Raw genomic sequence first — 20,602 nt, forward strand, 5'->3', positions numbered from 1 at the left:
CCTCGGCTTCCGCAACCTCACCAACTACATCGCCCGCAGCCTGCTCGAGACCGGCGGCTTCAGACCCCACCTACACCCTCATCTGTGAAGAGCCGATTTGCTCGCCGGTGTGCCGCCTGCGGACCAGTACCGCCATATCGCTGGGGCGCAGGGCCCGCCAGCGGCCCTGCGCGAACAGCTCGGCGCGGGCCAGCAGCTGATCGAAGGTATGCACCAGGTCCGCGCTGATGGCGTCACGCGCCGGCTGAGCACGCAGCAGGCGCTGGGGGCTGATGGCTCGTAGCTGGACGGCCGGTGGCTGGCCGCGCTGGGACCCGATCCGCAGCCTCGGGAAGCTCTGCTGGGTGCTCACGGGTGTGAGACGGATGTCCTGGCCTGCGCTACCGAGCCCTGCGGCGCCGAACAGCTCTGCCAGGCCTTCGGTCACCCCCGGGTCGCAGCGGTAGTTGCAGTCGAGCGTGAACCGTTGGTCAGCCTGGCCGGTGGCGTCGAGATAGGCCTGCACATCGGCCCCCCGGAAGCCGTAGATCGACTGCTTGGGGTCACCGACGATGACCAGCCTCGTCCGGTGGTGGAATGCTCTGCGCAGGATCGTCCACTGAGCAGGGTCAGTGTCCTGGAACTCATCGACCATCACGAGATCGAAACGCTCCGCAAGGGTGCTTGCTGCGCGCTCGCCCGTGACACGGTCGTTCAGGGCATCGACGACTCGCTGCACCATGTCGTCGAAGCCGTGCAGCCGAAGACGACGGGCCCGGTCCTCGAACTGGCGCCGTATCGCCCCGGCGAACTCGAAGCGCGCCCGTGCAAGAGGATCGTCGGGGGGCGGTTCGAGCAGGCGAAGTCCGCGATGACCGAGCACCGCATCGCCGACGATTCGTGCGACATCGGGCGCAAGCTGGGCCGTGCCCTGCATGCTGGTGGCCAACCGCACGTCGTCGATCACCTGGTGGCGGAGCACGGCCAGTTGCTGCTCGGAGCCACGGCCGGTGTCGTGGTCGACGAGCATCCCCAGTTCGTCGAGCAGCCGGCCGCAGAACTCGTGCGTCGTGGCGATGGTGGCCCGACCGAAGTCGCCGAGTGCCTGTTCGAGCCGGCCGATGCGCGCACGGAGGACCGGTGGGTCGCCGGCACACAGGGTAGCCAGCATGTCATCACTCGGCTCGCTGTCACCCGAGCCTGCCAACGCATGGCGCAGCGCCTCCAAGCTGGCCCGGAGCCGTTCGTGGACGCGTGTCCTCAATTCGAGAGTGGCCGAACGCGCGAAGGTGACGAGCATGAGACGGTCGATCGTGGTGAGCCCCTCGGCAAGTGCCCCCGTGGCGAGGGCTGCGATGGCGAAGGTCTTGCCGGTGCCTGCGCTGGCCTCCAGCACGGTCGTTCCGTCTGGCAGGGGGGCGCAGGGATCGAAGCAGCCGGGTGCGCGGGTCACGGCGCTGGTCATCGGGGACCTGCTGTCAGGGGAGCGGACTGCCAGTGCTGCACAAGTGGCAGGTACAGCCAACACGCCAGATTGGCGAATCGAGAGGCAGCGGCGTCGAGGGGATCGCCCTGGTGTGGTGGCAGTGCCGAGAGCTGCTCCCAGCCGAGCGGCAGGAACTCGGTCCACAGCACCGAGAACTTCGTCTCCTGGGTGAACTCGCGGGCCACCTCCCAATCCCGCACATCGCCATCTGGCAGGCAGCGTGCCTGGCGGAATGCCGCCTGGGGAGGCAGCGGAAGCAGACTCCCCAGGCCGGCTCGTCGCACGAGGAGAAGCTCATCGAGGAGCTCGAGGGCTTCTTGGCGGCCGGGAGCCCGCAGGGTGTGGATCGCGTCGCGGCCGACGACAACGGCCCGGTGGACCGCAGGGGACTGGGCGCTCGCGCAGACCAGATGCACCCAGGCGTCCACAAGGTGCTTCGCGCGGATCTGGCCATAGCGATGGGTCACCAGGGCATCGCCGAACCTGGCGAGCTGGCCCCTCACCCGGCCGGACGACACCGAGATCGCCAGATCGATCTCGGCGCGGTCGATCTGCAGGTCAGCGATGACACCGGCCATCGACTGCACGTCCGACAACAGTGACCCCACCAGCTGCTGGCCGAGCGGCCCGGGCGGAGCGGATCCGCTGAGCAGCGTCGCGGCGGTCACCGCCTCCAGCTGTTCTCCGGCAAGCAGGGACTCCAGCATCCGGGTGCCGAGCGTATAGCGGTCCAGGGCGCTGGCAGTGATCGGCAGGTCTACCGCCAAGGGCTCATCGGGCTGTGCGGGCAGATAGCCGAAGGTATTGCGAAACCAGGCGGAGGCGGGGTCCTGATAGAAGCGAGCCAGGTCGTCCACATCGACCGGCTCCTCGGATCCGGGGACGCCGGCGGCACGCACCAGCCACACCGGGTCGCTCGGCGTCGTGGTGCGGGGACGGGTCAGTGCCTGCGCTCCGGCGAGTGCCTGGTTGTCGAAGCTGAATGGCAGCTCAGCTTTCCTCGCGGTGAAGTTGTAGGGAGAGTGCGGTTGCAGGGGGTGCCAGTGCAGAAGCCCGGCGGTGGGCTCCAGCACCTCGTCGTGCCGCGGTTGGCCCGCAGCGAGCGGGTCAACCCATCGCCGGGCGGCTCGGAGGACACCGGTGGCGTCGAGCAGGTCGGAGACGACCACCGGCTGGGGCAGGGTCTGCCCGGTGAAGGGATCGCCGCCGGCTCCGACGACGAGGACGCGCTCGCGTGCCCCGAGGATGGCGTCCAGCAGGTCCTGCCGGGCGGCGGCCGAGCGTTGCGGGCGTGAACTGGTGACGCCGGGACGGGCCAGCAGGTCGTCGCCGGCGACGGTCGAGTATGCCGCGGCGGGGTCATCTCCGACACCCAGCAGGCATACCACGCGGTGGGAGAGCTGGCCCAGTTCGCGCATCTCGCAGACGACGAGATCGCCACTACCGAAGACCGCAGGACGGTGCCTTTCGGGCAATGGGCCGGCCAGCAGCTCGGCGAACTCGATCCGGTCGAGCAGCGGGGTGTTCTGGGGACAGGCCTGCGCCAACTCGGCCAGTCTGGTGCTCACCTGGTTCACCTGCCATTGCTGGGCGGCGGTGGGCTCGGTGAGGTCGGCCATCGCCTCGTCAAGTCGAAGGCGCCACTGCGTCACATTCGCCGGGGTGGCGCAGCGCAGCAGGTGCATCCGGATGCGCGAGACGAGTTCGGCGAGCGCCCCGATGATCGGGGCGTCGGAGGCATCGACATGCTCGACCGGCACGACAGTGTCGAGCCGGGCCAGCGGGGAGTCGGCCAACACGAGCCCGGCGAGCAGCCGGTCCAGTCCGGTGACCCAGGTGCCCTGGCGCACAGTGGGCAGCCCGGCACGGGCGCGCTGGGCGGCGTCAATGCCCCAGCGCACCTCGGCGCGCGCCAGGAGCGCCGGCACCCTGGCAAGGTCGTTCTCGTCGAGGCCGAAGCGGCGGGCCACCAATGGGATCGCGGCGATCGCGACGAGGTCGGCCGCGCTGGCGCGGCGATCGGGCGCCGTGAGCAGGCCAAGGAGCAGATCGCGCGCCGGATTCGACTCGTCGTGGCCTATGGTCAACCGGACCCGCAGCACGTGGCCGGGGTGCAGACCCGCATTGGTATCGCCGCCGAGATGTGCCTCAAGCAGGGGGGCATAGCGCTGGAGATCAGCGCAGGCCACCACGACATCGCGGGGCTGCAATGTGGGGTCGGCGTCGAACAGTCCGCACAGCAGCTCGCGCAGCACCTCGACCTGCCGGTCGGGTCCGTGACTGAGGTGGAACTGGATCGAGTCGTCGGGGATGCGGCCGAAGGCCGGGGGAAGGTCGTCGCTGACATCGCGCTGCAATTGCCCGAGAAGGGTGCTCGATTCGGCCTGGGAGGGCGGGCTGACATCGGTGAGCGCACCGCAGCCGGCCCACTGCGCCCAGGCATCGTCGCGCAGCCGCCCATAGCGGCTGGCCAGCGCGCAGCGTCGGGTGGCACTCGGTGGTCGGCCCAGCTGCCACACCGGGACGGGCAGCCGCGTGGAAACTGCGCGCAAGAGATCGATCTCATCGTGCGCAAAGCCGCGATCACCGAGCACGCCGAGACTGTTCGGAAGGGCATCGTCCACCGTGCCCGCGTGGATCCGTGTGGTGAGCAACTCGAGGCGGCGCGCCGGGTGGGGCCATTGTCCCAGGCGTGCCACGAGCATCCCGAAGAGTTCGGGCTGCCAGCGATCCTGGGGTTCCAGCGGACGACCCGTGGCGTCCACGAAATCTCCGCGCTCCCAGCTCAGCATCATCTGGGGCAGGTGGTGGGAATAGTCGCCGAACAGTGCGGCCACACGCCGTGCGGTGCCCACCAGCCGCCCCGGACGGGGCAGTGGCTCGTCAAGGTGCCGTTGCACAAGTGCGAACCAGTCCTCGCCGCGCGCCTCGCCCATAACGGCGGCCAGATGGGCGGTCAGCCCCTGGCCCGACCACGGGTCAGCCCTGCGGTCCAGGCCGAGCACCGTGGTCTCGAGCCTGGCGCGCAGCCCTGAGATGCCGATCATCTCGATCCCGGCACAGACCCCCTGATCGGCCGCGATCCACTGGCGCAAGAGCCTGCGCTGGGCGGCACGCGGCACGACGAGCAGCGGCTGGTCGAAAGGATCGTGCGTTGCGGCAGCGAGATGCGCGCTCACCTGGGTGCACAGACTGGGCCAGTCGGGGCACTCATGGACGTGGATCCCCGATGACTGCCCGGGCTGGACCGAGATGACCATGAGCTTCACTGTAGAACTGGCCCCCGACAGTACCGGATTGTCCACAGCCCCGCCCGGGCATGGTCCCGCGGCGCTCGGACGCGGCGTCTATCGTTGCCGCCATGTCCACCGATTCCCGTCTGACGAGGTCCGCGTCTGCCCGGGAAGCCGACGAGGAGGTACTGTCCGGGCTCGACGACCAGCAGCGCGAGGTGGCCATGGAGATCGGCGGGCCGCTCGTCGTGGTAGCGGGCGCGGGCACCGGCAAGACCCGTGCCATCACGCACCGGATTGCCCATGGCGTGCTCAGTGGCCAGCAGCAGGCCTCTGCGATCCTGGCCGTCACCTTCACCACGCGGGCGGCCGGCGAGATGCGGGCCCGGCTGGCCGGGCTCGGGGTGCCGCGGGTCAGAGCAAGCACCTTCCATGCGGCGGCCCTGCGCCAGTTGCGCTATTTCTGGCCGCGAGTGATGGGTCACGAGCTTCCCCAGGTGACCGGATCCACCTATGCGCTCGTGGCGGAGGCGGCTTCGCGGCTGAAAGTGCGCACCGACACCGCATTGCTGCGCGACCTGGTCACCGAGCTGTCGTGGGCCAAGTCCACGAATGTCACCCCGGCGGACTATCCGGCGGCCGCAGAGCATGCCTCCCGCTCGGTTGCCGGGGCTGATCCCCAGACGGTTGCCCGGGTCGCCGCCGAGTACGAGCGCGTCAAACGCGGCCACGCGGTGATGGACTACGACGACATCCTGCTGTGCGCGGTGGCGCTCATGCATGAGCATCCCGAGGTGGCGCAGGAATTCCGGGCAGGGTACCGCCATTTCGTCGTGGACGAGTACCAGGACGTCAGTCCTCTGCAGCACAGCCTGCTGCGGCTGTGGCTGGGGGAGCGTCGTGATCTGTGCGTGGTCGGTGACCCCGACCAGGTGATCCATTCCTTCGCCGGAGCCGACGCGCGCTTCCTCATGCGCTTCTCGCGCGAGTTCTCCCAGGCGCGCACCCTTCGCCTGGAGCGCAACTATCGCTCCACGCCCGAGGTGCTGCAGGTGGCCAATGACCTGCTCCATCCGCCGGGACGGCGCGCGGTGGGTTCGGGAGTGGTGCTTCGTCCCACCCGGCCCGCAGGTGTACCGGTGATCACCGAGGCAGCGGGCGACGAGCCCGCCGAGGCGCAGTCGCTGGCGCAATGGCTCGCCGGCCAGCACCGCGACGGCATCGAGTGGTCGCAGATGGCGGTGCTGTTCCGGGTGAACTCGCAGGCGCTCGCGCTCGAGGCGGCGCTCGGCGAGGCGCACGTTCCCTATGTCGTGCGCGGCACCGAGCGCTTCTACGCTCGCGCGGAGACGCGCGCAGCGCTGGCCCGGCTTCGCCGCGACGCCGACCGCGCACCCGATGCACCGGCCTCGCAGGCAGTGGCAACGAGCCTGGGTTCGCTCGGCTGGACACCGCAGGCACCGCAGGGCCAGGGCGCTGTGCGCACGCGCTGGGAGACCTGGAGCGCCCTGCACGATCTGGCGACCGACCTCCACGATGCGGGGACGCCGGGCTTTTCCGATGTCGTCACGCTCATCGAGCAGCGTGCCCGCAATGAGCAGGTGCCGGTCGCCGATGGCGTCACCCTCACCACATTCCACGCCTCCAAGGGCCTGGAATGGCGCGTCGTCGCACTGTATGGAGTCGTGGAAGGGCTCATGCCGATCTCGATGGCCACCGAGCGCTTCCAGATCGCCGAGGAGCGCCGTCTCCTCTACGTGGGAATCACTCGCGCCCGTGACCAGCTGCGGATCAGCTGGGCCACGAAGGGCTCGGGCAATCATGCCAGGCGCTCCCCATCGCGTTTCCTCAGCGGGCTGGTGAGCGACAGTGCGGCTGCGCCGGACTCGGGCGACGCACCGGGGCCCCGACGCTCGGCGCGAAGACGCCGGGCGGAGCAGTGCTCGATGTGCGGGCGTCCTCTCACCACACCCGGAGAGATCAAGCTGGGCCATCACGACGGCTGCGAGGTGCCCTACGACGAAGAGCTGTTCGAGCGGCTGCGCACCTGGCGGGCGGCGGTCGCGGCCAAGGAGTCGATCCCGGCCTACATGGTGTTCACCGATGTCACCCTGCGCGCCTTCGCAGAGGCCTTGCCCGGTGACCGGGAGAGTCTGCTGAAGATCCGCGGTGTCGGGCTGCGCAAGGCGGAGCGTTTCGGCGACCAGGTGATCGCGCTGATCAAGGGTGCCTCGGCGCAGCAGGCGCTCACCGAGGCATGAATGCCTGGCGGACCGGCCAGGCAGCAGTGCCCCAGGTGCGGCCGATCAGGCGACAGAGCGCTCGACAGCGGGCTCGGAACCGAAGATGTCGAGCCGGTCGCCGATCTCGACGTGGAGGTCGTCGCGCACGGTGATCACGCGGAATTGCTCAACGCGCCGGGCGCCGGGCACGGCGATCTTCGTGGAGCAGACCACCACCCGCTCGGCATTGGCCGACAGCTGGAGATCGTAAAGATCCACCGGCGACTCCGGCTTGAAGGTCGCCGGCTCGCTCTGCGAGTACGCGTAGAGCGCATGGGGCGTCGAGACCAGGCAGTTGAGGGCATGGGGACGGGCAGCTGGATCGTCGACGGCGACGTCGGCGCTGATCAACCTGACCGCTGCCTCGATCGCACGAGGCCAGTCCATGGTCTGGGCGAAGACCAGCAGAATCGCGAAGTACAACTCGGAGTCGGTGGTGCCCTCGCAGGGCCGGGCGCCGTGGGCCTCGGCCCAGTCCCGCAGCCGCTCACTCACCGGGAAGGCACCGTTGTGGCAGAAGGCGACGTCACCGGCAACGAAGGGGTGGCAGTTGGACTCCACGACAGCCAGCCCCTCCGAGGCCTTGCGCAGGTGCACCAGCACCTGACGCGCCGAGCGCCGGGTCAGGGCCCGGGCGAACTCAGGATCTGTCCAGGCCGGGTCGGGGCAACGATAGCGGTGCACCTCACCCTCGGCGTCGCGCCATGCCGTGCCCCAGCCATCCTTGTGCTCGTGCGAGAGCGTCTTCAGGTCCTTGACGCCGATCGGCAGGACGCCGCTGAGACGGGCTGGCCGAACGGACATGAGGCCGAGAAGACGGCACATGGGCTTCCTCTTCCGCGGTGTGACACCGCTCATTCTCCTCTGCGGTGTGGCACCGCTCGAGGTATGCAATTCATGGGTTGTCATGAGATCCGGCAGGCGTGCCCGCCACAGTCATTGTGGACCCTGACCCCAAGAGGCGGGGCCCGTGGTCCGCGGAGTGAACCCGCCAGCAGTGACCGGGGGGCTGTCGCGGCGAGGGCAGTTCAGGCGGCCAGCTCGGGCTGGCGGCGAGCCAGCAGTCGCGAGCAGGCGCCGCATCGGCGGTCCGGCGGGGTCGGTCGAAGCACGGCGCCCGTCGTGTCGGCACCCCTGGTGGCCCGCCCCGAGCGCAGGTGCGAGAGGACCATGGCCTGGGCCATCTCGACAGCCCAGCCGGCAGTCTCCCGCGCCGGTCTGGCAGGCCGAAGGATCAGCGCGCAGCGTTCGGCGACCTCGCGAGGCCACTGGTCGTGGCTGCGCTGGCATTCCACGCAAGCGGTGATTCCTGGCACGACAAGTGGGCTCACCTGGGCTCGCAGCCGGTGGGCAGTGACGACCAGATGGGGCAGGGCCGCCCCGACGAGCGCGAATCCCACTGCAGGGTCGGGGGCCTGGCCGCCAGGGGCCCAGACGATGAGATCTCCGGGTCGGTCGATGGCCTGCGTCCAGTGACCGAAGCGCCAGCCGGGCGGGTGGAACTCGATGTGCCCGCCAGGCGTCGCATCATCGTAGCAGGCGACGTGGGCGATCTGGGCCAGCCGCAGGCCGAGCAGCCGGGCCAGCTCGCCACTGCCGATGACGCTCACGGTGCGCCGCGGGCGCACCATCTTGGAGCCGGTGCACAGCACACCGGCGGTGAGCAGGTGGTTGAGGAGCTCGGCCATCGCCGCGCGATCCTGCCTGGTCAGGCCCGCGAGCAGCCACTCGGTGCCGTGACGGCCGTCCATGAGGAGCAGCAATCGGCGCAGCCGGGGGACTCCGGCACCGCTCAGCTCCACCGGCTGCGCGTGCCGCGCCTTCAACCACAGGCGATGTGGTCCGATGGCGACGATATCTGCATTCACCCGGAGCACCGGCGGCAAAGCGGGCCCGCACTGCTGCGGGGGACCCGATTCGGCGGCCGGGCCTCGGGGACAACTGGTTGAGCGGTCGACGGGGCCGTGTGGGCCGCGCGGCGCTGGATGGGGATGGTTGGGATGGCCGTTCGAGAACTCGGCGGGGGCGATGGTCATGGCCTCAGTCTGCTCGGCCGGCAGCTGCCAGACCATGGAATGGCGATGCCTGCCAACATGGCGCCCCAGACGGCCAACACCGGCCCCCCACAGGACAACACCCGGGTCAGCGCGAAGCCGATCCGGGTGTCGATGGAACTATCGCTGCTCAGGCCTTGCCGAGGATCCGGTTCAGATTGGTGCCGCACTCCGGGCATACGGCCTTGGCCATCCTGGTGCCCTTGGCATTCACCACGACCGTGCCGACCGCATGGCGCTTTTCCTTGCACTTGACGCAGTAGTACTCACCCTCGTACTTCGTGTCTGCCATTAGTCCTCCTCATTGATCCGTCATGCGAGATGAGTCATCGTCCAGGCGGAACACCGGAGACGACCGCCGCCCATACTCTAGCCACCGAGTCCGCCCAATCGGGCCCAGATGCGAACGGCGTGCCTGCAATTCGCACCCGAGGGCGGTTCGCCCGGATCCCTGTGCCTCTCGGCGGCCCGGTGGACGAGGGAGGAGCCCCCGGGACGATGTCCATCTGCCTTCCCCTGCAGACGGACCCGAACCGAGGGCTCCGAAGTGAAGACTGCCAGTGCAATCGACGTCAGTCAAGCAGAACCGGGCATTCGGCGGCGCGCTAGCCTGACACGGTGGCGGTCACAACGTCCCCGAGGCCCCGCGACGGGCAACCGGTCGAGCATGTCCTCGAACTACCGCCCGGGGTGACACTGCCGCCGGGAGTCGACGAGCTCGTGGCGCGCCCGAGTGCGCGACGCCGGCGTACTGCCTCGCTCACGGTACAGGACGGCCGGCTGGTGATGCTCGTGCCTGCTGGGCTGAACCTCGCCCGCGAGACGGAGCTGGCACGAATCCTGCTGGAGCGGCTGGCCCGCCGTCGGGCCAAACAGGTGCAGACCCGCAGCGACGAGGCGCTCATGGCGCGGGCACTGCAGCTGCGCGACAGCTATCTGCCGCAGGTGCCTGTTCCGGCCCAGGTGCGTTGGTCGGGCGATCAGATCACCCGATGGGGATCGTGCACCAGCGCCGATGCCTCGATCCGGATCTCCACGCAGCTGTGCGCAATGCCGCAGTGGGTGATCGACCATGTGCTCATGCACGAGATGGTGCACCTCGTCCATGCCGACCATGGAACAGGCTTTCACGAGCTGTTGGCTGCTTGCCCGTTCACCGAGCGTGCCCGGGGCTTCCTGGAGGGCTGGGCGATGGCCACCAGCACGCCCCCGGACGGGGGTCAGGACTTGCTGCCCGGATCCTGACCCTCACTCCCCGTGGACGGCCCCTCGCCGGGGCCCTGGTTGTCGTCATGTTCCTGCAAGAGCTCGGCCAGGCCTGCGTCCCAGTCCTCGCCCTCGTGCTCATCGCGATCGCCCTGGACGAAACCGATCGGGTCGTCGAGATCGCTGGCGGTCGGGATGAGATCGGGATGCGACCACACCGCGTCACGCCCCTCGATACCGCGGTCGGCCTCCACCGCCTGCCACAGCCGCTGCGCCTCCCGCACGCGACGCGGATGGAGTTCCAGCCCGACGAGCGCGCTCGTCACCTTCTCGGCCGGACCTCCAGTTGCCCGGCGCCGCCGGATCGCCTCCATGAGGGCCGGCTCTTGGCTGAGCCAGGGGCTCGCGGCATCGTGGGTGACCGCATCGACCCATCCCTCGATGAGCGCCATGAGCGTCTCGAGACGCACGAGGACGTCCTCCTGCTCAGGCGTGCGGGTGGGCTTGAAGAGCCGCCCCTGAAGCTGGCGGGAGACCTCCTGCAGTTTCTCGGGAGTGAGCTCGCCCAGTGAGTCCATGTCCACTGCATCGGTGAGCGCCGAGCTGTCGATGGTGATCTCGCGCGCGTAGTGCTCGATGAGGGCGAGCAGTTGGGGACCGAGCCAACTCACCGAGGCGAACAGACGCTGGCGCGCGGCCTCGCGCACCGTCAGGTACATGAGGGCATCCTCGTCGGCAAGGCCAAGGCCTTTGACGAATGCGTCCGCGTTGGTCGGCAGCAGCACCACGCGGGGTGCGCTGAGCAGCTGGAGGCCCAGCTCGGCCCCGCTGACCACCTCAGCGGCGATCTGGCCGATGGCCTGGGCCAGCTGGACCGCGTACATCTGCCCCGCGGCCGAGCGCAGCAGCGGACCGAACAGGCCGCTCAACTGGCCCAGTTCGGGCACCTCGCTGGCGGCCTCACCGCCGAAGGAGGCGGCCATTGCATCGGCGATCGACCGGACGATCGGATCGACGATGGTGCGCCAGGAATCCATCGTGTCCTCGACCCATTCCGCACGGCTCCAGGCTTGTGCAGGCCTGGAGAGGGCAGGAAAACTGGTCGTCGGATCGAGCCAGGACTCCGCCAGTCGGTCGGCATCGGCCAGCTCCCGGCGCTGGGTCTGTCCGGGAGTGGGGTCGGGCCCAAGGGCTGCGACAACCCGGCGAGCGGCCTGGCGGGTGGCCGCCCAGTCGATCCCGCTCTCCGCATCGGCATTCGCGCCGGCGCGCTGCATGGCCTGCTGGAACTGGCTCATCAAGGTGGACAGATCCAGGCCCTGTGGCGGAACCGTGAACCCGAGCTGGCGAAGCAATTCGCTGAGGGGATCGCGCTCCGGCTCCCCGGGAGGCCCCATCTTCTCGTCACTCATCGCTGGCTCCTCGCTCCTGCGCGTGCGGCACTGTCACACACACAACTGTGCCCTCCATTCAAGCGCACCAGGACAATGGCGCTGCCCGCACCGAATGGCGTGGCGCCACAGTGCGCTTCCCCGCCACGCCGGCGTCGCGGCGATGCTCGGGTAAACTTCCGGGCATGTTCGGGGTGCTCGAGACTGCGCGGTCCGCATGCCCCTTGGGGCTGTGCCGATGACTCGGCGTGCGGCCACGGTGCTGGCCTCGGGAATCTGCTTCGTGATCCTGCTGGGGATCATGTTCGTGGTTCCGGTTCCCTTCGTGAGCTGGAGTCCCGGCGTCGCGCAGAATGCGCTGGGCAGCTTTGACAACAGACCCGTCGTCGAGGTCGACGGAAAAGCTGGTCCGCCGACCAGCGGCCAGCTCCTCATGATCCCCACCGCAATCACCCGGCCAGGATCCCAACTCACCTTCCCCGAGGCGCTCGGCGACTATCTGGCAGCTCACCGCGACGTCCAGCCCCGCGACTGGGTCTACCCGGTCGGTCAGTCCGCCGCCGAACTGGACGCCGCACGCATCGCCGGCATCAAGACGGCTCAGCAGAGCGCCACCGTCGCGGCACTACGAGTGGCAGGGGTGGAGGTGCGTCAGAACCCCGTAGTGAGCTCGGTGTCGACGGGAGGACCGTCCTACCGGCTCCTCACGGTGGGCGATATCGTCGAGACGGTCAACGGCACGAGTGTGCAGACCTCGGCCGAGGTCTCCGAGATCGTCTCGGGCCTGACGGTCGGGGATCCGGTGAAATTCGGCATCGTACGGCAGGGGGCGAGCATGGACGTCACGGTGACCACTCAGGCCAGCGCATCCAGCCGCGACGTGCCGAGGATCGGCATCACCATGGACGAGGGCTATCGCTACGCGCCCCACCCCGAGTTCGCCATGGACGAGCGGAACCAGAACTCCAGTTCCGGCCTCATGCTCGCCCTGGCGCTGTATGAGAGAGTCTCGAACCAGGACATCACCGGCGGCAGGATCATCGCCGGCACCGGAACGATCGAGCCGACCGGCGCCGTCGGGGTCACGCGGGGCATCGACGAAAAGGTCTACGCCGCCGAGCGGCTGGGCGCCAGCGTCTTCTTGGTACCCGCATCGAATTGCTCCGAGGCCCATCGGCTGTCCACCCGGATGACACTGGTCAAGGTGAACAAGCTCGACGACGCCGTGAACAGTCTCCACGCGCTGAACACCATCCCCAACGCCGTCGTGCCCACCTGCTGAGCCGGTGAGTGAGGAATGCCATGAGTTCTGCTCCGCACCAGCCGGTGCCCGAACACCTCGAACCACTGACCGCCGCGCTCGTCGAGATCGAGCACCACGTGGCACACGGAGGCTGGGACCAGCCGGCTCGCCTGTTCGCCCTCGTTCCGACCGCCGAACTGTTGGCCGCTGAACCATCGCTGGCCGGGCAGCTGCGCGAAAGCTCACCGGATGAGCTGTCCAGCGTGGAGCAGGAGGACTTCCATCCGGGCGCCGATCTGCTCACGGCCCTGGCGGGAATCGGCTGGGGTGCTGGAGTGCACGGCGTTGCCCTGTGCACCGAGCGGAGCTTCCTGCCTGCCTCGGCTGAACCCGAGTTGCCCGAGGACCCCGAGCTGGCGGCCGAGTACGTGGCCCGGCATCCGCAACGCGAGGACATCCGTGTCGTGGTCGGCGTCTTGCGCGACGGCAGCGGGTACGGTGTGGCACGTCTGGCCAGCTCACCGCAGGAGCTTCTGGCAGGCAATGATCTCGTCCCGGCCCTGCGCCGGGCGCTGGCCCGCACATTCACCGCAGGGGAAGGGCAATCGTGAGTCAGACAGGCAGTGCCGCACACTCCGGACGGCCATCGCGGACAGGGACCCGTCGCCGGCGCGGTGCCCTCGGGCCGACGCTCATCGTTCTCGTCGCCGTTGTGCTGGTGTGGTGGCTCGTCAGTGAATTGTTCACCGACTGGCTGTGGTTCAAAAACCTCGATTTCGGGCAGGTCTTCACGACTCGTTGGGTGACCGGTGTCGTCCTGTTCGCCTGCGGTGCGCTGCTGACCGGCGCAACGAGCGCCGTGAACATGGTCATCGCCTGGCGCAATCGCCCGGTCAATGCCGCCTCGCTGGAATCCGACCTCCTCGATCACTATCGGGGGGCGATGAGCCGGCGTACGAAGACCTTCATCGCGGTTCCCTCGGTTCTTCTCGGTGTCATCGCAGGCGCCGTGGCCACGGGAAACATCGACACGACGCTGGCCTTTCTGCATCGCACGTCATTCGGGACCAAGGACGCCCATTTCGGCATGGACGTCTCCTTCTTCGTGTTCACCATGCCCTTCCTCCAGTTCGTGCTGGCCGCGCTCATGGGTGCCCTCGTCCTGGGAACCGTGCTGGCCGGACTCGTGCACTTCGTCACGGGCTCGGTTCATGCCCCGACCATGAGGCTGCGCGACGAGCTGTTCGAGCCTCGCATCTCTCGGCCGGGCCGCCAGCCGTTGAGCAGTCCCTTCAACGGTGCCGCGCAGGTTCATCTCTCGGTGATGCTGGGCCTGGTCTTCGTCGTCTACGGCCTGCAGCGCCTGTTGTCGCGCTATGAGTTCGCGGTGAGCGACAATGACTCGCTGTTCACCGGAATCGGGTACACCGATGCCCACTCGCGGATCACCGCGCGACTCATCGTGGCGATCATCTCATTCATCTGCGCCGCGATGTTCTTCGCCAATGCCAAGTTGAAGATGTGGCGCCTGCCGGGCACTGCGATCATCCTCATGATCGTCTCGAGCCTGCTCATTCAGGGGCTGTACCCCAGCTTCGTGCAGCAATTCGGCGTGAAACCGAACGAGCCGGACCGTGAGCGTCCCTATATCGCCGACCAGATCGCCGCCACCCGCAAGGCCTATGACATAGACGACGTCCAGGTGAGCGACTATTCGGCGAAGACCACGGTGAGCGCGGGCCAGCTCAAGTCCGACGCCGAGGCCTTGCCCGGTATCAGGCTCGTCGACCCGGCGATCGTGGCGCCCACCTTCGAGCAGCTGCAGCAGGTGCGCGGCTACTACTCCTTCCCCCCGGTCCTCGACGTGGACCGCTACACCCTCAACGGGCAGACCACCGACACGATCGTCGCCGCCCGCGAGATCGACATTTCCGGGCTGCCCGACCAGAGCTGGAACAACATCCACACCGTCTATACCCACGGTTTCGGTCTCGTGGCGGCCTATGGCAATCGTCTGCAGGACAGCGGTGAGCCGGAATGGATCGAGGGTGACATTCCTCCCACCGGGCTGCTGGACGAGAAGGAGCCCCGGCTGTACTTCGGGGAGCAGGAGTCGCAGTACGTCATCGCCGGAAATGTCGAGGGTGCCACCCCGGTCGAGCTGGACACCCCCGGTGGCAGCGACACGGGAGGCGAACAGCACACCACCTACGCGGGCAAGGGTGGCGTGGCCATCGGTAACCCCATCGTGCGGGCGATGTACTCCACGAAGTTCGCCGATCTCAACCTGCTGCTGTCGGGGCGGGTGAACAAGGCCTCGCGGATCCTCTACGACCGCACTCCGCAGCAGCGAGTCAAGCAGATCGCGCCCTGGCTGACGGTCGACCAGGACCCCTACCCGGCGGTGGTCGATGGACGCGTCGTATGGATCGTGGACGGCTACACGACCACAGCGGACTATCCGGACTCCCAGCACGTGAACTACCAGGACACCATCTCCGACTCGGCCAGCGACTGGCGCACCTCCGGCGACACCCGCCAGGTCAACTACATTCGCAATTCCGTCAAGGGGGTCGTGGACGCCTACGACGGAACGGTCAAGCTCTACGACTGGGATCCCAGCGATCCGATCGTCCAGACCTGGTCGAAGGCCTACCCCGGGCTGTTGCTGCCCAAGAGCGAGATCTCCGCCGATCTCCTGGATCACCTGCGCTATCCGCAGGACATCTTCAAGGTGCAGCGCCAGATTCTCGGGCGCTATCACATGACCGATCCAGGCAGCTGGTATAACCAGTCCGATCTGTGGGTGGTGCCTGCCGACCCGCGCGACAAGAGCGGGAAGTCCGAGCCGCCGTACTATCTGTCGATCAAGTGGCCCGGGGACTCGTCGGCGGTGTTCAGCCAGACGGCCGTCTATGTGCCGAACAACCGGGAGAACATGGGCGCCTATATGTCGGTGGTCGCCGATGCCTCCAGCAAGGACTACGGCACGCTGCGCGTCCTGCGCCTGTCGGGCTCGGAGCAGGTGCCCGGGCCCAACCAGACCTACAACGCCATCGTCTCCGACCAGCAGGTGGCCAATAAGCTGCTGGCCTTCGTCGGCCAGAGCGGCAATGCCACTGCCGATGCCCTGTACGGGAACCTGCTCACCTTGCCGATGGGCGATGGGCTCATCTATGTGGAGCCGATCTACACCCAGCGCAAGGACTCCTCCAGTGGTGGATCGGCGGCGGGCAGCTACCCTGTGCTGCGCTTCGTCGTCGTGCGCTACGGAACCCACATTGGCATCGGCACGACGCTGCAGGACGCGCTCGACTCGGTCTTCGGGGGCGACTCGGGCGCGGACACCGGCACCCAGCCCCCGGCCCAGGCGGCTCCGGGCGGCGGATCCGGCGGCAATTCCGGTGACCCGGTGGCCCGGCAGGCGCTTTCCGACGCGAACGCGGCCTTCGCCGCCGCGGACGAGGCGCTGAAGAAGGGGGATCTGGCCGGCTACCAGTCCCAGCTGGCCATCGCCCAGTCCAAGGTGAACGAGGCCACCAAGGCGCTCGGTGGCTGAGTGGGAGCCTGACGGGATGCAGGGGCTGCCTGTTCGCAGGGAAGAACGTCGGCTCGCGGGGACCCTGCCCGCACGGCGGCGGGGCCTCAGAATCGGCAGGTTCAGAGGGTCGGTGTGACGAGCTCGACCCCGAAACCCTGCGATTCCAACTGGGGAGCAAGCGTCGCGGCGTCGCCGCACAGCGCGATGTGCGCCCCACCCCGGGCCACGGCCGTGCCGATGTGGCGGGCGAAGGCGGCGCTCGCCTGCTCGGCGGAGGTGGACGCGATACGGGCGTGCAACTCGTCGATCCACCCGGGTGACACCTGGTGTGCGGCCAGGACACTGGCCTGCTCGGCGATGGCCTCGGCGGTGTCGTAGCGCAGCGGCGCGATCCCCGAAAGATAGCGCACCGCGTCGCCGGTCTCGTGCTCGTCGAGCGGTTGGGCGGCCACGTCGAGCAGGTTGACCACCTCTCGGCAGGCCCTGGCTGCCACCTCGGTGCGGAAACTCGAGCGCACCGAGAAGGTGCCGTTGAACCGTCCGGCGTGAAGCCCGGCCTGTACCCCGTAGGTGTATCCGCGCTGCTCGCGCAGGACGAGATTGAGGCGGCTCCCGAACAGACCTCCCAGGCACATCGTGGCCACCTGCATGCGTGCCCAGTCCGGGTGTTGGCGGCCGGGAGTGATCAACCCGATCTGCAGGTCGGCGGCCACTGCGCCGGGCCGGTCGACAACCCGGATCGTTGGGCTCCCTCCATGTCCCTCCGGTGCCGTGCGGTCCGGCCTGAGGCCGGTGGCCGGCCAGGCGCCGAAGAGTTCACAGGCAGCCTGCGTCAACCCCTCGGGAAGATCGCCGGCCAGCACGAGTGTCGCCCCCTCGGGACGCCACCAGCGGTCGTGGAACTCGTGGATCGCGTGCTCGTCGGACGCCTCGATGCCCGATGCGCTCCCGCCAGCCGCCAACGCCTGCCGGCTGGCGGTCGGCCACATTGCCTCGCGAACAGCGGCGCCAGCCAGGACGGCGGAATTGAGCCTTGAGCGCTCGATCTCGGCGAGCCGGATGGCACGATGCCGCTCGATGTCGTCGGGTGCATAGAGCGGCTCGCGGACGATCTCGTGCAGGAGCTGGAGGCCATCTCGGGCCTGCGGCGCGGCGACGCTGATCCCAGCCGCCGTGCCCCACCATCCGGCATTGCCGTCATAGGCGGCACCGATGTCCTCGATGCGCCGAGCGAGCTCGAACCCGGGATGGGTGCGGCTGCCCTCGTCGCTGCCGCGCAGCGCCAAGGTGGCCACCCCGTCGAGACCGGGAGGCTCATCGGCCAAGGCGATGTCCATGACCAGCTGCACGCTCAGCACGTGCTGACCGGGCAGCTGGAAGGCCCATACCTGCATGCCGTTGGCCAGCGGCTGTACCTGCGGGCGCGGAAAGTGCCAGGGGCGAGCCTCATGTACCTGCGGACGGGGGCCGACTGTGGGCATCGTCATCGGTTCTCCTGGGCTTGGTAGACGAGTGTCGCGCGCGCTGCCGGGGCGAGCCAGTCGCGGGTGGCCTGGGCGATCTCGTCTGCGGTGATGGCGTGCACTCGCGAGAGCAGTGAGTTGATCTCGCGCGGGTCGCCGGTCAGTGTGGCGAACGAGCTGATCTCGTCGGCCCTGGCCTCGACACTGGCGAGCCGGCCGAGCCATTCGCGATCGAAGGTGGCGTTTGCGCGTGCCAGCTCCTGGGCGGTGGGGCCCGCGCAGGCGAGCCGGTCCAGCTCGGTCAGCGTGGCGTCGATGATCTCCTCGGCACGGTGCCCGCGACGCACCCTGGCAGTGATGGTAGCCAGCGAGACCTCCCGGGACAGCCCGAAGTCACCCGAGCCCACCGACTCGGCAGAACCGATCCGCCGTTCGAGCAGCTCGGGGAGCCGGCTGGCCTGGCCGCTCGCCAGGATCGCCAGGGCCTGCTCCACCGCCAGATGGGCGGGATCGGCGAAGGGAGGCGTGCGCCAGCACAGGTGCAGCAGGGTGCTCGGCACCGCGCGCTCCACGAGGCTGAAGGGTTCGCCGCTGTGGGGGCGGGCAGGTATCGCCTGGCGGGGCTGGTCGGGCGCTTTCGGCTCGATGGCGCCAAGCTGTCGTCTGGCAAGCTCGATCACGTCCTTGGGGGGCAACGGCCCGCACACACTGAGCACGGCATTGTCGGGTCGGTACCAGCGGCGGTAGAAGTCCTGGGCATCGTCGAGGCTGGCCGCGTCGAGGTCGGCCATCGAGCCGATCGGCGGATGATCGTAGGGGTGGCCCGTCGGGAAGTTCAGGCCGAGCAGCAGTTCGATCTGGTCGCCATAGGGGACGTTGTCGTAGCGCTGTCGCTTCTCCTCCTTCACCACCTCGCGTTGGGTGGCGAAGTTCTCCTCGGTGACAGCCAGGCTCTCCATCCGTTCGGCTTCAAGCCACAGCGCCAACTCGAGGGCCCCCGGCGGCACCGTTTCGAAGAAGTTCGTGCGATCGAAGGAGGTCGTGGCATTGGCGCTTCCGCCGATCGACTCGATGCTCGACAGGTGTTCGCTGGACGCCACCTGCCGTGAGCCAGAGAACATGAGGTGCTCGAACAGGTGGGCGAAGCCGGTGGCGCCGGCTCGCTCGTCGGCCGAGCCGACCTGGTACCAGATGTTCACTGCCTGCGCCGGGGCCATCGGATCGCGGTTGACGATGACGCGCAGGCCATTGTCCAGTACGGCTTCGGTGAGCTGGTAGTCGAGGTCGAAGTGGGGCACCGCGCCAGCTTAGCGACGGGCTGCGAGGTTCCTGCGGTAACCATCCGGGGGCCGCTCGTCCTAGCCTTGGTCCATGACCTCGACCCCCTTCGATCCGGCACCTGCGAATTGGCAACGCCGTCTGCCCGGTCTCATCACCCGGCAGGTGCGGATCAACGTTCCCCTCGATCACCGAAACCCCGACGACGAGCGTCGCCTCGAGGTCTTCGCCCGGTTGGTGAGCGCACCCGACGGGCAGGACCGGCCCTATCTGCTCTTCCTGCAGGGTGGCCCCGGCTGCGAGTCGCCGCGTCCGAGCCTTGCGCCGCAGGTGCCCGGCTGGCTGGCCCGGGCGCTGCAGGACTTCCGTCTCGTGCTGCTCGATCAGCGCGGCACCGGGCTGTCCAGCCCGGTGAGCGAGCCCATCGGCGCTGCCGAGGACCAGGCGGAGTACCTGTCCCATATGAGGGCCGACGAGATCGTTGCCGACTGCGAGGATCTGCGTGTGCACCTGGGCATTGACCAGTGGGCCGTGCTCGGACAGTCGTTCGGCGGCTTCACACTGCTGCACTATCTGTCGATGCATCCCGAATCGCTGTTGGCGAGCTACTTCACGGGCGGCCTGCCCGCGGTGGGGCGAGGCTGCGAGGACATCTACGAGGCTTGCTACCGCGCACTCGCCGTGAAGTCGGAGCAGTTCTACCGGCGGTTTCCGCAGGATCGGGAGAGGATGCGCCGGCTGCTGACGCTCGCCGACGAGGAGGCCATCCGCACACCCAATGGCGACGTCGTCTCGCCCTCGCGGTTGCGTTCGCTCGGCCACGGTCTGGGCGGATCGGCCGGTGCGGCCCGGCTGCACTATCTGCTCGAGCGCGACCCGGGCTCGCGCGGCTTCCGGTACGACCTCGCCGACGCCCTGCCATTCGGCGGGCGCAATCCGCTCTACACGGTCATCCACGAGTCCTCCTACGCCGACGGGGTCGCCACTCGCTGGGCCGCGGCACGCACTTTGCCCGATGAGTTCCGGACGGATCCGACCTTGTTGACCGGCGAGCATGTCTTCCCCGAGTGGTTCGACGAGGATTCCTCGCTGCGCCCCTGGAAGGCCTGCGCGTACGCCATCGCCGAGCAGAACTGGCCCAAGCTCTACGATCCCGATGCGCTGGCGCAGACCCAGGTGCCCTGCGCTGCGGCGATCTATGCCAATGACGCCTATGTGCCCATGGAGTACTCGCTGCAGACCGCGGCGCTCATCCCGCGGATGCGCACCTGGGTGACAAGCGAGTACGAGCACGACGGGTCAATCGCCTCGGGCGGGGCAGTGCTCGGACGGCTGATCGCCCTGGCCGCCGACGACATCGCCCGCTGAGGGCACCCTCCTGAACACCGTTCAGGAGGGTGCCCTAGGCTGTGGCCCCGAGGTGGGCAGACCATCGTCGACACAGCG

The 20,602-nt window shown here is 68.5% G+C and carries 14 protein-coding genes; 6 read left to right on the forward strand and 8 right to left on the reverse strand.

All coding sequences use genetic code 11. The features are described 5' to 3' along the window. Positions 1-70 precede the first annotated feature (70 nt). Together BMX93_RS03530 and BMX93_RS03535 are read right to left on the reverse strand one after the other, a co-directional pair. Complete coding sequence (locus BMX93_RS03530; protein ID WP_091968071.1) at positions 71-1,444, reverse strand: UvrD-helicase domain-containing protein; 1,374 nt, start codon at positions 1,442-1,444, stop codon at positions 71-73. Next, positions 1,441-4,725 (reverse strand): exodeoxyribonuclease V subunit gamma, encoded by a 3,285-nt coding sequence (locus tag BMX93_RS03535; RefSeq protein WP_143052800.1) that lies wholly within the window; start codon positions 4,723-4,725, stop codon positions 1,441-1,443. The genes BMX93_RS03530 and BMX93_RS03535 overlap by 4 nt, the downstream gene beginning before the upstream one ends. A 101-nt stretch (positions 4,726-4,826) precedes the next feature. Between BMX93_RS03535 and BMX93_RS03540 the strand changes: the two genes are divergently transcribed. Continuing rightward, positions 4,827-6,959, forward strand: coding sequence for an ATP-dependent DNA helicase UvrD2 (locus tag BMX93_RS03540; RefSeq protein ID WP_091968315.1), 2,133 nt, complete (start codon positions 4,827-4,829; stop codon positions 6,957-6,959). A gap of 45 nt (positions 6,960-7,004) precedes the next feature. On the opposite strand, the gene BMX93_RS03545 is transcribed toward BMX93_RS03540, so the two are convergent. The 3 genes from BMX93_RS03545 to BMX93_RS03555 form a co-directional block, all read right to left on the reverse strand. Further along, positions 7,005-7,889 (reverse strand): class II glutamine amidotransferase, encoded by an 885-nt coding sequence (locus BMX93_RS03545; protein ID WP_091968077.1) that lies wholly within the window; start codon positions 7,887-7,889, stop codon positions 7,005-7,007. A gap of 119 nt (positions 7,890-8,008) precedes the next feature. Next, entirely contained in the window at positions 8,009-9,016 is a 1,008-nt protein-coding gene (locus BMX93_RS03550) for a hypothetical protein (RefSeq protein ID WP_143052801.1), read from the reverse strand. A gap of 148 nt (positions 9,017-9,164) precedes the next feature. Further along, on the reverse strand, positions 9,165-9,326 hold the full coding sequence (locus BMX93_RS03555; protein WP_091968083.1) for a DUF5679 domain-containing protein: 162 nt from the start codon (positions 9,324-9,326) through the stop codon (positions 9,165-9,167). Positions 9,327-9,652: 326 nt separating this feature from the next. Here BMX93_RS03555 and BMX93_RS03560 point away from each other — a divergent pair, with 326 nt between their 5' ends. Next, positions 9,653-10,279, forward strand: coding sequence for a M48 family metallopeptidase (locus BMX93_RS03560; RefSeq protein WP_245725714.1), 627 nt, complete (start codon positions 9,653-9,655; stop codon positions 10,277-10,279). Here BMX93_RS03560 and BMX93_RS03565 read toward each other — a convergent pair. After that, positions 10,255-11,652, reverse strand: coding sequence for a zinc-dependent metalloprotease (locus tag BMX93_RS03565; RefSeq protein WP_091968085.1), 1,398 nt, complete (start codon positions 11,650-11,652; stop codon positions 10,255-10,257). The two genes, BMX93_RS03560 and BMX93_RS03565, sit on opposite strands and share 25 nt — an antisense overlap. 217 nt (positions 11,653-11,869) lie before the next feature. Between BMX93_RS03565 and BMX93_RS03570 the strand changes: the two genes are divergently transcribed. Genes BMX93_RS03570 through BMX93_RS03580 form a run of 3 tightly spaced genes read left to right on the forward strand, consistent with a single transcriptional unit; the run spans position 11,870 to position 16,433 of the window. Next, positions 11,870-12,913: a YlbL family protein gene (locus tag BMX93_RS03570; protein WP_177170051.1), complete on the forward strand. Its 1,044-nt coding sequence runs from the start codon at positions 11,870-11,872 to the stop codon at positions 12,911-12,913. 20 nt (positions 12,914-12,933) lie between these two features. Then, positions 12,934-13,485 carry a PPA1309 family protein gene (locus BMX93_RS03575; RefSeq protein WP_091968093.1) on the forward strand — a complete coding sequence of 184 codons (552 nt, stop codon included), beginning with the start codon at positions 12,934-12,936 and terminating at the stop codon, positions 13,483-13,485. Beyond that, positions 13,482-16,433, forward strand: a complete 2,952-nt coding sequence (locus BMX93_RS03580; RefSeq protein ID WP_177170052.1) for a UPF0182 family membrane protein — start codon at positions 13,482-13,484, stop codon at positions 16,431-16,433. Before BMX93_RS03575 ends, BMX93_RS03580 begins: the two co-directional genes overlap by 4 nt. Before the next feature lie 101 nt (positions 16,434-16,534). Here BMX93_RS03580 and BMX93_RS03585 read toward each other — a convergent pair whose 3' ends face one another. Together BMX93_RS03585 and BMX93_RS03590 are read right to left on the reverse strand one after the other, a co-directional pair. Then, positions 16,535-17,902, reverse strand: a complete 1,368-nt coding sequence (locus BMX93_RS03585; RefSeq protein WP_091968099.1) for a M16 family metallopeptidase — start codon at positions 17,900-17,902, stop codon at positions 16,535-16,537. Beyond that, on the reverse strand, positions 17,899-19,176 hold the full coding sequence (locus tag BMX93_RS03590) for a M16 family metallopeptidase (protein ID WP_281245636.1): 1,278 nt from the start codon (positions 19,174-19,176) through the stop codon (positions 17,899-17,901). The genes BMX93_RS03585 and BMX93_RS03590 overlap by 4 nt, the downstream gene beginning before the upstream one ends. A gap of 73 nt (positions 19,177-19,249) precedes the next feature. Here BMX93_RS03590 and BMX93_RS03595 point away from each other — a divergent pair, with 73 nt between their 5' ends. After that, entirely contained in the window at positions 19,250-20,524 is a 1,275-nt protein-coding gene (locus BMX93_RS03595; protein WP_091968102.1) for an alpha/beta fold hydrolase, read from the forward strand. Positions 20,525-20,602: the final 78 nt, after the last annotated feature.

The organism is Propionibacterium cyclohexanicum (assembly GCF_900111365.1).
GTDB lineage: Bacteria > Actinomycetota > Actinomycetes > Propionibacteriales > Propionibacteriaceae > Propionibacterium > Propionibacterium cyclohexanicum.